Origin of the sequence: Flavobacterium amylolyticum (genome assembly GCF_048284335.1) — a bacterium.
Lineage (GTDB): Bacteria > Bacteroidota > Bacteroidia > Flavobacteriales > Flavobacteriaceae > Flavobacterium.
The window spans coordinates 726982-740556 of sequence record NZ_JBLVPG010000002.1; the positions used below are offsets into that span (position 1 = coordinate 726982).

The 13575-nt window shown below is 32.9% G+C and carries 10 protein-coding genes and 1 tRNA gene; 7 read left to right on the top strand and 4 right to left on the bottom strand.

The genetic code is table 11. The features are described 5' to 3' along the window. Positions 1–91: 91 nt before the first annotated feature. Positions 92–169: transfer RNA gene (locus tag ACNQF9_RS09290), tRNA-Val, on the bottom strand. A 212-nt stretch (positions 170–381) separates the two neighbouring features. Here ACNQF9_RS09290 and ACNQF9_RS09295 point away from each other — a divergent pair. Continuing rightward, the gene (locus ACNQF9_RS09295; protein WP_417959746.1) at positions 382–2169 is read left to right on the top strand and encodes an ABC transporter ATP-binding protein; all 1788 of its coding nucleotides are present in this window, start codon (positions 382–384) and stop codon (positions 2167–2169) included. A gap of 104 nt (positions 2170–2273) precedes the next feature. Here the strand turns inward: ACNQF9_RS09295 and ACNQF9_RS09300 are convergent, their stop codons facing one another. Beyond that, positions 2274–3443, bottom strand: coding sequence for a proline dehydrogenase family protein (locus ACNQF9_RS09300; RefSeq protein WP_417959745.1), 1170 nt, complete (start codon positions 3441–3443; stop codon positions 2274–2276). Between the two features lie 92 nt (positions 3444–3535). Between ACNQF9_RS09300 and aroB the strand changes: the two genes are divergently transcribed. The 6 genes from aroB (at position 3536) to ACNQF9_RS09330 (ending at position 10457) form a co-directional block, all read left to right on the top strand. Then, positions 3536–4603: a 3-dehydroquinate synthase gene (gene aroB, locus ACNQF9_RS09305; protein ID WP_417990106.1), complete on the top strand. Its 1068-nt coding sequence runs from the start codon at positions 3536–3538 to the stop codon at positions 4601–4603. A gap of 286 nt (positions 4604–4889) precedes the next feature. Further along, the gene (locus ACNQF9_RS09310) at positions 4890–6293 is read left to right on the top strand and encodes a type III PLP-dependent enzyme domain-containing protein (protein WP_417959742.1); all 1404 of its coding nucleotides are present in this window, start codon (positions 4890–4892) and stop codon (positions 6291–6293) included. A gap of 95 nt (positions 6294–6388) precedes the next feature. Further along, a complete protein-coding gene (locus ACNQF9_RS09315) occupies positions 6389–7360 on the top strand; it encodes a deoxyhypusine synthase family protein (RefSeq protein ID WP_416850921.1) in 972 nt (323 codons plus the stop codon). Between the two features lie 7 nt (positions 7361–7367). Continuing rightward, positions 7368–7772: a DNA primase gene (locus ACNQF9_RS09320; RefSeq protein ID WP_417959740.1), complete on the top strand. Its 405-nt coding sequence runs from the start codon at positions 7368–7370 to the stop codon at positions 7770–7772. An 87-nt stretch (positions 7773–7859) separates the two neighbouring features. Further along, positions 7860–9971, top strand: coding sequence for a DNA helicase RecQ (gene recQ / locus ACNQF9_RS09325; protein WP_417990107.1), 2112 nt, complete (start codon positions 7860–7862; stop codon positions 9969–9971). 9 nt (positions 9972–9980) lie between these two features. Continuing rightward, complete coding sequence (locus ACNQF9_RS09330; protein ID WP_417990108.1) at positions 9981–10457, top strand: DNA-deoxyinosine glycosylase; 477 nt, start codon at positions 9981–9983, stop codon at positions 10455–10457. A 1-nt stretch (position 10458) separates the two neighbouring features. On the opposite strand, the gene ACNQF9_RS09335 is transcribed toward ACNQF9_RS09330, so the two are convergent. Further along, a complete protein-coding gene (locus ACNQF9_RS09335; RefSeq protein WP_417990109.1) occupies positions 10459–10974 on the bottom strand; it encodes a DinB family protein in 516 nt (171 codons plus the stop codon). Positions 10975–10984: 10 nt separating this feature from the next. Then, positions 10985–13570: a phosphoenolpyruvate carboxylase gene (locus tag ACNQF9_RS09340; RefSeq protein WP_417990110.1), complete on the bottom strand. Its 2586-nt coding sequence runs from the start codon at positions 13568–13570 to the stop codon at positions 10985–10987. Positions 13571–13575: the final 5 nt, after the last annotated feature.

Genomic DNA, 13575 nt, shown 5'->3' on the forward strand with positions numbered 1-13575 from the left:
ATGGTGTTGAGAGATTTTATTAAATATCTGTCAATTTTTCGAACCAAAAAAAAACCTTCAAAATCAAATGACTTTGGAGGTTTGTAAATTATGGTGGGCGATGAGGGGTTCGAACCCCCGACCCCCTCGGTGTAAACGAGGTGCTCTGAACCAGCTGAGCTAATCGCCCTTGTACAATTTAGATATTTTCATTTCCTTATTGCGAGTGCAAATATACAGTTAGAAATTGTATCTACAAGCAAAACAGTAAAAAAAATTAATAAAATATTGACTCTATTTGCTTTTAAGCTCTATAATAGCACTTTATGTTAAACATGAAACGCTACTATTTTTTTGTATTGATTCGTTATAGTCTTACATTTGCGACATAAACAATAGATAATGGCCAGGTTCAAAGAAAACGATTTACCAAAATCAAAAATTACTGCAAGTTCACTCCAAAAAGCAATTGTAATATTTCAATATGCAGGAAATCACCGTTGGAAATTTTACGTAGGTTTAATTTTTTTATTATTTACAGGAGCAACCGCTTTGGCTTTTCCAAAATTAATGGGAATGCTTATCGATTGTGTGAAAAACAAAGACAACTCCCAGGCTAACATGATTGCAGGAGGACTAATTGTAATCTTATTTCTTCAATCTATTTTTTCATTTTTTAGATTGTATTTATTTGTAAATTTTACAGAAAATACCTTAGCTAATCTTCGATTATCGCTTTACAGCAATTTGGTAAAACTCCCCATGTCTTTCTTCTCGCAAAAGCGTGTTGGCGAATTAAACAGCCGAATCAGTTCTGATATAACCCAAATTCAAGACACCCTAACATCTACAATAGCTGAATTTTTAAGGCAATTCATTTTAATTATTGGTGGTGTTCTTTTATTGGCGAATGAAAGTATTAAATTGACGTTATTGATGTTATCCGTAGTTCCGCTTGTTGCAGTGGCCGCAGTTATTTTTGGACGATTCATCAGGAAATATTCAAAAAATGTTCAAGATAAAGTTGCTGAAAGTCAAGTGATTGTTGAAGAAACCATGCAAGGCATTAGTATTGTTAAGGCTTTTGCCAATGAATGGTACGAAATTGCCCGTTATGACGGAAAAATAAAGGAAGTCGTTAAAATCGCCATCAAAGGGGGGAAATACCGAGGTTATTTTGCCTCATTTATTATTTTTTGTCTTTTTGGAGCCATTGTAGCAGTCGTTTGGTTTGGTGTTCGATTGAGTATCAGCGGGGAAATGAGTGTTGGCCAATTGATTTCGTTTGTATTGTATTCCACATTCGTTGGCGCTTCTTTTGGTGGTATTGCAGAACTTTATGCTCAAATCCAAAAAGCGATTGGCGCAACAGAAAGAGTTTTTGAATTATTGGATGAAACTCCTGAAAAAATTAATACAGTTCAAGATATTGCTGAAAATCAGAAAATAAAAGGAAACGTTACGTTCAAGAATGTAGCCTTCAGTTACCATTCGAGAAAAGAAATTAAAGTATTGAAAGATGTTAGTTTTACTGCTAATTTTGGTCAAAAAATAGCTATTGTAGGTCCTAGTGGAACCGGAAAATCGACAATTGCTTCCCTGTTATTACGTTTTTATACTATTGATGAAGGAGAAATATTAGTTGATGGAAAAAATATTTATGATTTTGATTTAGAAAACCTTCGTGGAAACATGAGTATTGTACCGCAAGATGTGATATTATTTGGTGGAACCATCAGAGAAAATATTGCTTATGGAAAACCAAATGCCACCGAAGAAGAAATTGTTACCGCTTCAAAACAAGCAAATGCTTATAATTTTATCGAAAGTTTTCCTGAAAAATTTGAAACGATTGTGGGAGAAAGAGGAATTAAACTTTCTGGAGGACAGCGACAACGTATTGCAATTGCAAGAGCATTATTGAAAAATCCAAGTATTTTGATTCTAGATGAAGCTACGTCATCATTAGACAGTGAAAGTGAAAAACTGGTTCAAGAAGCTTTAGAAATATTGATGCAAGGAAGAACTAGCATTATTATAGCTCACCGTCTTTCAACCATTCGAAGTGCTGATCAAATTTTGGTTCTGGATAAAGGAAAAATAACAGAACAAGGAACACATCAGGAATTAATAGCATTGGAAAACGGAATTTATAAAAATTTAAGTAATCTGCAGTTTAGCAACTCTTAAAATTCAGTACTAATTTTGACATAAAAAAACTCCATTCTGTATGCTGAATGGAGTTTTTTTATAGATTTAAATGTAACTGAATACCTGAGACTAAACACTCATTTCTATTTCCCTTTTCTTCTGTTGCGTTCCGCTTTTATCATTTCTAATTCGCGACTGGTTTGTCCCGCAACTGAAGTGTTTTCTTCAGCACGACGAATCAAGTACGGCATCACATCTTTTACAGGACCAAAAGGCAAGTATTTAGCAACATTGTATCCATGAGCAGCCAGATTGTAACTGATATTATCGCTCATTCCATACAATTGACCAAACCAAATTCTATCATCGTTCGTTTTAATTCCTTTTTCTTGCATCAACTCCATTAAAGTATACGTACTTAACTCATTGTGGGTTCCTGCAAAAATTGACATCTTATCTAAGTACTCAATCATGTAGCGAACTGCAGCATCATAATTTTCATCAGTAGCTTCTTTTGAAGCGCATATTGGCGATGGATATCCTTTTTCTTCGGCACGTACAATTTCTTTTTCCATATAAGCACCACGAACCAATTTCATTCCGATAAAGAATCCCTCTTTTTTGGCTTTTTCGTGTAATTTTTTCAAGTAATCCAAACGATCCCAACGATACATTTGCAACGTATTGAAAACAATCGCTTTTTCGGTATTGTATTTACGCATCATTTCGGTCACTAAATCATCCGCTGCATCTTGCATCCAACTTTCTTCACCATCAATTAGCAACGCAACATTTTTAGAATGGGCATCTTTACAAACCAAATCAAACCGGGCTACTACTCTATCCCATTCAGCTTGTTCCTCAGAAGTTAACGTTTGTTTTTCGCCCAATTTCTCATACAATTCAAAACGACCAAAACCGGTTGGTTTAAAAACAGCAAAAGGAATCGCTTGACGTTCTTTGGCAAAGTCAATGGTTTTTAAAGTCATTTCAAGCGCACCATCAAACTGTTCTTCTTCCTCTTTACCTTCAACAGAATAATCCAAAACGGATGAAACACCCTTGGTATACATTTTATCAACTACAGAAAGACAATCCACTTCATTTACTCCGCCACAAAAATGGTCAAAAACGGTAGCACGAATCAAACCTTCAACAGGAAGATTAGCTTTCAAAGCAAAATTAGTAACTGCTGTTCCAATACGAACTAGAGGCTGATTAGCAATCATTTTGAAAAGAAAATAAGCTCTATCGAGTTCGGTATCACTTTTTAATGAAAAGGCAACTTGTGTATTATTGAATATTTTTTTCATTATTTGTTAAATTTTTGTACAAATATAGACAGAGTTTTGAATATTATTTAGCAAAAATTACCTTATTTTGCGGTTCCAATTAATCAACAACGATGCAGTCAATTCAAGCCAACAGTTACCCAATACATTTCAACGAAAAAGGATACGAAGCGTTAAACCTTCATTTAAAAGAAAATAAATATTCAAATCTATTTATTATTTTAGATAATACTACAAACGAGTTTTGCTTGCCTAATTTCCTTCCTTATCTGGAAACAGATCTAACAATTGAAATTATTGAATTTGATGCCGGTGAAGAAAATAAAAATATTGAAACCTGCATTCAAATCTGGAATGTACTCACGGAACTTGGAGCTGACAGAAAAAGTCTTATAATCAATCTGGGAGGTGGCGTTGTTACTGATTTAGGTGGTTTTGTAGCTTCGACCTTCAAACGCGGAGTTGATTTTATTCACGTTCCAACTACGCTGCTTTCGATGGTCGATGCTTCTGTAGGTGGGAAAAACGGCATAGATTTAGGAAATTTAAAAAACCAGATTGGTGTTATTAATGTGCCTAAAATGGTTCTTATCGATACCCAATACCTAGAAACGCTAGCCCAAAAAGAAATGCGTTCCGGTCTTGCCGAGATGTTGAAACACGGTTTGATATATGATAAAAAATATTGGGAGCAATTTTTAGATTTGAAAGTCATAGATTTTGCAGATTTTGATGCATTAATTTACCGTTCAGTTGAAATAAAAAATGAAATTGTGCTACAGGATCCAACTGAAAAAAACATCCGAAAAGCATTAAATTTTGGTCATACATTGGGTCATGCTATTGAAAGTTATTTTCTGGAGAATAAAAATAAAACTACTTTATTGCATGGAGAAGCAATTGCTGTTGGGATAATATTAGAAAGTTATATTTCTTGGAATAAAAAACTCATCACTAAAGACGAATATTTTCAAATAAAATCAAGTATAAAGTCTATTTATGAAGATATTATTTTTGACAAAAATGATATTGAACCCATACTCGAATTACTCATTCATGACAAAAAAAATGAGTACGGGACTATTCAGTTTGCTTTAATAGAAGGTATCGGGAAAATAAAAATCAATCAATCAGTTGAAAATGAATTAATTCTTGAAGCCTTTCAAGATTATAAATCTTAATTCTTTTTTTATAAAAGGATTGCATTCCGTATATAATATTTTTTACATTTGTACCGATGAAAAAAAGTCAAAACAAACGAATTTATAGTTCTAAAAAAACCAGTAACAATATGTCTTTTTTAAGAATATTGAAACGATTTTATTCTATTAAAGGCAACTTTAGTTTTGACGTTTTCCAATACATGAAGGCAGACTATGAAAAGCTTCAGATTATTTATGCAAATATCCGGGTTTGAATTTTAGATTATTTTATTTACCCTATTCTAATCTATAATACTAAAACCTAATGAACACAAAATATTCTGATTTAATAAATCAAACGTACTACTTCCCGCAAGAAGAATTTACTTTAAACAAAGACAATCTTCAGTTTCACAATATCGATTTGATGAAACTGGTAGAAAAATATGGCACACCATTAAAATTTACTTATTTACCACAAATTTCCAACAACATCAATAAAGCCAAAAGTTGGTTTCGTAAGTCGATGGAAAAAAATAAATATGAGGCAAAATATTTTTATTGTTATTGCACTAAAAGCTCTCATTTTGAATATATTATGAATGAAGCGTTCAAAAATAACATTCATATCGAAACTTCATCTGCCTTTGATATTAATATTGTAGAAAATTTATTAGCCAATGGTAAAATTAATAAAAGTACTTATGTAATCTGTAATGGTTTTAAGAGAGACCAATATATCGAGAATATAGCACGACTTATCAATAATGGTCATAAAAATACGATTCCAATTATTGATAATTACGAAGAGCTTGATTTACTTCAAGGTCAGATTAAAAACAAGTTCAAGATAGGAATTAGAATCGCTGCAGAAGAAGAACCAAAATTCGAGTTTTATACATCCAGATTGGGAATCGGTTATAAAAACATTGTTCCGTTTTACAAAAAGGAGATTAAAGAAAATAAAAAATTGGAACTTAAAATGTTGCATTTTTTCATCAATACTGGAATCAATGATAATGCATACTATTGGAACGAATTAGTAAAATGTATCAAAGTATATGTAGCATTAAAAAAAGAATGTCCTACTCTAGATGGTTTAAATATAGGTGGTGGTTTCCCTATAAAAAACTCATTAGCTTTTGAGTACGATTATCAATATATGATTGACGAAATTATCAATCAAATAAAAATCGCCTGTGATGAAGCTGAAGTTGCTGTACCTAATATTTTTACTGAATTTGGTTCGTACACTGTAGGAGAAAGTGGTGGCGCTATTTACCAGATTTTGTATCAAAAACAACAAAATGATAGGGAGAAATGGAATATGATAGATTCCTCTTTCATTACTACTTTACCGGACACTTGGGCAATTAATAAACGGTTTATCATGTTAGCCATTAATCGCTGGAATGACACTTACGAGAGGGTTTTACTAGGCGGAATGACTTGTGATAGCGATGATTATTACAACTCTGAGCAAAATATGAATGCGATTTACTTACCAAAGTACAACAAAGAAAAGCCCTTGTATATTGGATTTTTCAATACAGGAGCCTACCAGGAAACCATTGGTGGGTATGGCGGTTTACACCATTGTTTGATTCCGCAACCTAAACACATACTGATCGACAGAGATGAGAACGGTATTTTAGCTACTGAGGTTTTCTCAGAACAACAAACCTCTGAAGACGTGTTGAAAATATTAGGTTACGACAAGAAAAAATAAATTCACAATTATTCAATAAGTCAATTTAAAAATTCGTTAAATTTGAAATATGTTTTTTAAATTAATGTTTTTTAGATCTTTAAATTAAAACAAAAATGAGCAAAGGACCAATCAGTCAGTTTATTGAAAAGCATTATTTGCATTTTAATTCTGCATCTTTAGTTGACGCAGCTAAGGCTTACGAACAACAATTAGCCAATGGTGCAAAAATGATGGTGAGCATGGCTGGTGCAATGAGTACAGCAGAGATTGGAAAGATTTTTTCCGAAATAATTCGTCAGGACAAAGTTCATATTATTTCTTGTACTGGTGCAAATCTAGAAGAAGACATTATGAATTTAGTAGCTCATTCTCATTATGAAAGAGTACCAAATTATCGTGATCTGACACCTCAGGACGAATGGGATTTATTAGAAAGAGGTTTAAATCGTGTTACAGATACTTGTATACCGGAGCACGAAGCATTCCGTCGTTTGCAAAAGCATATCTACAAAATATGGAAAGATGCGGATGATAAAGGAGAACGGTATTTTCCACATGAATTTATGTACAAGATGCTACTTTCTGGAGTCCTAGAAGAATATTATGAAATTGATTTAAAAGACAGCTGGATGTATGCAGCTGCTGAGAAAAATTTACCTATTATTGTACCAGGTTGGGAAGACAGTACTATGGGAAATATATTTGCTTCCTATGTAATCAAAGGAGAATTGAAAGCTTCAACAATGAAATCGGGTATTGAGTATATGGTTTTCTTATCCGATTGGTATCCAAAAAACAGTACAAATGGCGTAGGTTTCTTTCAAATTGGAGGAGGTATTGCAGGAGATTTTCCAATATGTGTGGTCCCAATGTTGTATCAGGATATGGAAATGCATGATATTCCTTTTTGGAGTTATTTCTGTCAAATTTCAGACTCAACAACTAGTTACGGATCTTATTCAGGAGCAGTTCCAAATGAAAAAATTACTTGGGGAAAATTAGACATTAAAACACCTAAGTTTATTATTGAGTCAGATGCTACTATTGTAGCACCTTTAATTTTCGCTTATTTATTAGATTTATAGCATATTTATGAAAAGAGTAATTGTTGATTACGCAAAACTTACCAATGAAATTTTAAACCTGTTAGTGGATAAATTTCCAGACGGGTATGATGATTCAAACATTATTAGTTTTAGAAACGCTAAAAATGAATTGGTTGAAGCTGTTGAAGTACGGACTGAGGATACTATTTATTTAGTAAAAGTGAGTACAAAACTAGCTGATAGAATTGAAAATTATGATGAGGATGATGAAATAATCATTGATGAAGTTGTTGAACCTATCAAAGGTCTGGATTTAGATGACGATATGGATGATGACGAAGAGGATGACGCCATTGATAAACCTGATTCTGATTTAGGAGACGATGACGATGATGAGGATGCTGAAGAAAAAGACTTTTCAGAGGAAGATGACGACGAGGATGAGGATTAATTAATCCGATTTTTAAATAAATGATCAAAAGGAACTCCAAAAACGAGTTCCTTTTTTTTTACTTTAAGATTTAAAATATACGCCAAAATGACAAATCAAAGTTTACACGCCAAACTGAAAGAAAACTTTGGTTTTGAAAAATTTAGACCCAACCAAAAAGATATAATTAATTGTGTGCTTTCCGGACAAGATACTCTAGCAATAATGCCAACTGGTGGCGGTAAATCAATCTGCTTTCAATTGCCTGCACTTATTTTTCCAGGAATTACAATCGTAATTTCACCTCTAATTGCTTTGATGAAAGATCAAGTTGATGGTTTAAAAGCAAATGGAATAGAAGCTTGTTACATCAACAGCAGTCAAACCGAAGAAGAACGACAATTTTATATTGAAAATCTAAAATCCAATATAATTAAGTTAGTGTACATTGCTCCGGAAAGCTTGTCTTTTCTGGACAATCTTTTCAATAGCTTAACAATAAGTCTGATTGCTATAGACGAAGCACATTGTATTTCGACTTGGGGACATGATTTTCGTCCCGCGTACACTAATTTAGGGTATCTCAAAAACCGCTTCCCTTCTACTCCAATATTAGCTTTAACTGCTACCGCTGATAAAGCTACACGTAAGGACATTAGCCAACAATTAAATTTAAGAAATCCTAAGGTATTTGTAGCTTCGTTTGATAGAAAAAATCTCAGTTTAGAAGTTCGTCCTGCTTTAGACCGTGTAAAACAAATAATAGATTTTATCCAAGAAAAGCCAAATGAATCTGGAATAGTGTACTGCTTGAGTAGAAAAACCACTGAAGAACTCGCTGATAAACTTCATAAATCGGGAATTAGCGCTAAAGCGTATCATGCAGGTTTAGACACTAAAATAAGGTCCAATACCCAAGATCAGTTCATCAACGACGATTGTAAAGTAGTCTGTGCCACAATTGCTTTTGGTATGGGAATTGACAAATCAAATGTACGTTGGGTAATTCATTATAATTTACCTAAAAACATTGAAGGATATTATCAAGAAATTGGTCGTGCCGGTCGCGATGGTCTGCCATCACAAACGGTATTATTCGAAAGTTATGGAGATGTAATTCAATTGCAAAAATTTGCTTCTCAAGGCTTGAATGCCGAACTGCAATTGGCCAAGCTGGAGCGAATGAAACAATACGCAGATGCCTTGAGTTGCCGCAGAAAGATACTGCTATCCTATTTTGGAGAACTTGTTACAGAAAACTGTGGGAATTGCGATATTTGCAAGAATCCGCCGTTATTTTTTGACGGAACTGTGATTGCTCAAAAAGCATTATCTGCAGTGATACGTTTACAGGAAACAGAACCACTTCCTGTAATTATTGACTTTTTACGTGGATCCAAAAATGCATACATTTACGAAAAAGAATACCAAAACCTAAAAACGTATGGCGTTGGAGTTGATCTTTCTTGGTATGACTGGAATCAATATTTGATACAGTTGATCAATTTAGGCTATTGTGAAATCGCTTTTCATCAACAAAACAAAATCAGATTAACAGCCTTTGCGAAAAAAGTTTTATTTGAAGGTGAAAAAGTACAACTAACCACGGTTCAAAAAATCAATATTCAGAAACAAGAAGTTAAAGAAACGAAAAGTAAATCAGTAACAAATTCACTTTTTGAAACCTTACGAAAATTGCGCTACGAAATTTCTAAAGACGAATCGGTTCCTGCATATGTAATTTTTAGTGATGCTGCTTTACGTCAAATGGAAACTGAAAGACCTATGAGCGATACTGAATTACTCGCAATTGATGGTGTTGGAAAAGCAAAAATGGAAAAATATGGCACTGTTTTTATTAAAGCGATTATTGATTTTAATACGTCTAAAGTTGTCAGAAAAAAGAAAGAAGCCACTACTTACAAAGAAACATTAGAACTTTATAAAAACGGACTGTCAGTGGATGAAATTGCCCAAAAAAGGAAATTAGGATTAAGTACAATCATGTCTCATTTAGCAAAACTCTATGTTGATGGAGCTGAAATAGATTTGAATTCGTTTGTCTCTAAAGAAGAAGTTGTGCAAATTGCCGAAGCGCAAGTAAAACTGGAATCACCAAATACCTTAAAGCCCTATTTTGATTATTTTGAAGAAAAAATAGATTATGTAAAAATCCGGTTAGCATTGGCTATATTAGAAAAAGAAAATGCAGTATTTTAAAAATATTATATGATTAGTTCATTTCCACCTTTCGTAAATTCTCAAACCGAAATTTTGATTTTAGGAACAATTCCTGGCATCGCATCACTGGAAAAACAGGAATATTATGCGCACCAAAGAAATCATTTTTGGAAAATAATGTATGCGCTATTAGATAACTTACCAATTGCAGAAGTTTTCGAAGAAAAAATACAATTCCTCCAGGCAAATAATATTGGACTTTGGGATGTTCTAAAAAATTGTGAACGAAAAGGAAGTCTGGATATTCATATTAAAAATCAAAAAGAAAATGATTTTGAAACATTGTTTAAAAAATTCCCCGGAATTACTACCATCATTTTTAACGGAAAAGAAAGTCATAAATATTTTCTAAAAAAATTTGGACAATTAAAAGGCATCACGTATTATGTGATGCCTTCCACTAGCCCTGCTAATACAATGCATTTTGAAAACAAGCTAAAAATCTGGTCAACTTGTTTTAAATAAATTACAAATATCTTTCTTCAAAAATCTTTTGATGATGTTTTTGATGTCCAATCATAATAAACCCAATAGCTCTTACTGACACACTTGCATTTGAGGCTATACCAATTCTCTTAAATTGTTCCTCCGAAAAACTTTTAAAGAGATATAAAGTCGCATGACGAACTGCTGAAAATTCGGTTAATAATTCTTGAATATTTCTAGTATTGGCATCCGTATTTATTGCATAATGATTTTCATCAAAACCAGGTAATGGTGTTGTATCATTCCTAGATATACGCAACGCACGATAAGCAAATATTCGTTCTGTATCAATTATATGTTGAATAATATCCTTGATTGTCCACTTGCTTTCAGCATATCGGTAATCAAATTTATCCATTGGTATATTTTGTACAAAACGGATAAAATCATGTAAAGAAATTTCTAATTCTTCCATCAATTGCACTTCTCCCAAAGCTTCTATATATGGAGAATAAAAAGCAGCATATTCATTTATTGGTAGTTGTGTTGATATCATTTTTTATTTTTTAAGCTGAATTTCTACTAGCATTTGTGTTTCCAAACAAAGAACGGGTAACAATTTTCTCATACACTTTTATTAATGCTTCATCCGGTTGTTCTTCTTTGTTTATTTCATTTATACGCAACAAAGCATATTGCTGTATAGTCAACAATGGCAATACAATACGCTCTCTTATTTGTATCGATGCTTTCCCATCAGGATAATTCTCCATAAGCTCTTTATGACCTGCAATTTTTAAAAGCAATCGTTTCGTTTCTAAAAATTCATCATAAATAATTTGCCAAAATTCTCCAAATTGAGCATCCTTTTTCATATAGGCTGTTAATGGGAAAAATGATTTTGCCAATGACATCATACTGTTTTCCAGTAAGGTTTTAAAGAACAACGAATCATCGTATAAATCTTGAACCTTACTCCACTGATTGGTATCTTCAAAATATTTTAGCGCCGTACCGACTCCAAAAAATCCAGGTACATTTTGTTTTAATTGACTCCAAGAACCTACAAAAGGAATTGCTCTTAAATCCGCAAAATCTAAATGTTCTGATTTGCTTCTTTTAGAGGGACGGCTTCCTATATTTGTTTTAGCATAGTACTTTAAAGTACTCATTTGCTCCAAATAAGGAATGAATTTAGGATGATTTTTGAAACTCAAATACTTTTCGTAACCCAAACCAGCCAATTGATCTAAAATATCTTTTTCGTCAGCTGTCAATTCATTTTGTCCCTTACTAAATACTTGATTGGTTACACCGGCACTTAATAAATTCTCTAAATTATAGCGACAAGAATCCAAAGTTCCAAAATTAGAACTAATCGTTTGTCCTTGTACAGTAACCTGAATCTCATTGTTTTCAATATTTGGACCCAACGAAGCATAGAATTTATGTGTTTTACCACCACCACGTGCAGGCGGTCCGCCACGACCATCAAAGAAAATTGCTTTTATACCATATTTTCTAGAAATTGCAGTAAGCGCTTCTTTTGCTTTGTAAATACTCCAGTTAGCCATTAAATACCCCCCATCTTTTGTGCCATCAGAAAAACCAAGCATGATTGTTTGCTTATTATTTCTATTAATTAAATGCTTTGCGTATGATTGATTCGTATATAATTTCTCCATGATTTCATGCGCCTTTTGTAAATCATCAACAGATTCAAAAAGCGGAATAATATCTACCGATGGATCTTCCCAACTGCTCAAACGAAATAACGCAAAGGTTTCCATTACATTAAGCGCACTTTCATTATTGCTTATAATGTAGCGGTTCGCCCCAAACTCACCATTGTTTCCCTGAATAGTTTTAATAGCCTGAATGGATTCAATTGTCAAACGGGTCATCTCATTTTCGAAAACATTTGAATCGAGATTTCCACTTACTTGAGATAAAATAGTGAATTTTTCTTCTTCCGTCAACTCAAAGTAATTTTCAGGAAAAATAGTAGGATTATTTTTTAAATAAAATGCAACAACATCTCTAAACACAGCGTCATGGATTTTACTATTTTGTCGAATATCTAAAGAAGCAAAATGAAATCCAAACAGATTAACTTTTATGAGAAGTCCCTCGATTTCATCTAAATACAACGATTGATGTTGATCAATTATTATTTGTTTAATTTTATTCAACTGTGATTTAAATTCATCCAAAGTGATGAAAATTTCACCTTTAGAATAAAAAACTGACCTATAAAGTTTTTGTTCTAATTCCGTTACCAAAGTATCTACACCTGAGAAAGTTAATTTTCTTTTTAGACTTCTCATTTCTATATAATAACACTTTAGAATAGACGTTCGCAAACGTTCTGCTACTTTCAAAGTTATCTCCGTTGTCACAAATGGGTTTCCATCACGGTCACCTCCTGGCCAAAATCCAAGTTTTATCAATGGGTTTTTTATAGAGTTTCCATTAAAAATATTCTTCTGAAGGTAATGTACCATTTCTCCAGAAGTTTGATAAAACACATTTTCAAGGTACCAGATTAAGCTTACTGCTTCATCATACGGATTTGGTTTCTCATTTTGAATAAAAGGGGTTTTACCTAGTTGAGCTAATAATTGCTTAATATCAAGCAGGTTATTTTTACGGATAGCATCCGTTAAATCATTTATAATACCTAAAACAGCCCCTGGATAAAACTGAGTAGGATGAGCCGTTAAAACCGTTCTTACATTGAAACCCTCCAGAAAATCAATCAACTCCTCTTCTTTATCTTTAGCATCTGACTTTTCTTTAATATCTCTAAGAGAACCTCTTCCTTCCATATTATTAACCACTGGAAAAGCCGCATCTTCAATAGCATCAAACAGGACAATTTGACGTTCGATATATTGAATAAACCGAAACATCAAATCTATTTTTTCTGTTTCAGAGGCACTTTGCAAGTATCTCTGAGCAAAGAAATTTACAATTTCTTTAGGCGTTTCCTGTTTTTTAAAACCCATTTCACAAACATCTGTAAATAATGGAAGTAGAACTCCAGTGTTATCTATAGAATCAAAAGGCAATGTAATAAAGACACTATTATAAATATGGTATTTAGAAAGAACATCTTGATTAAAACGTTCTATTTTAGGTAATGTATACATAATAA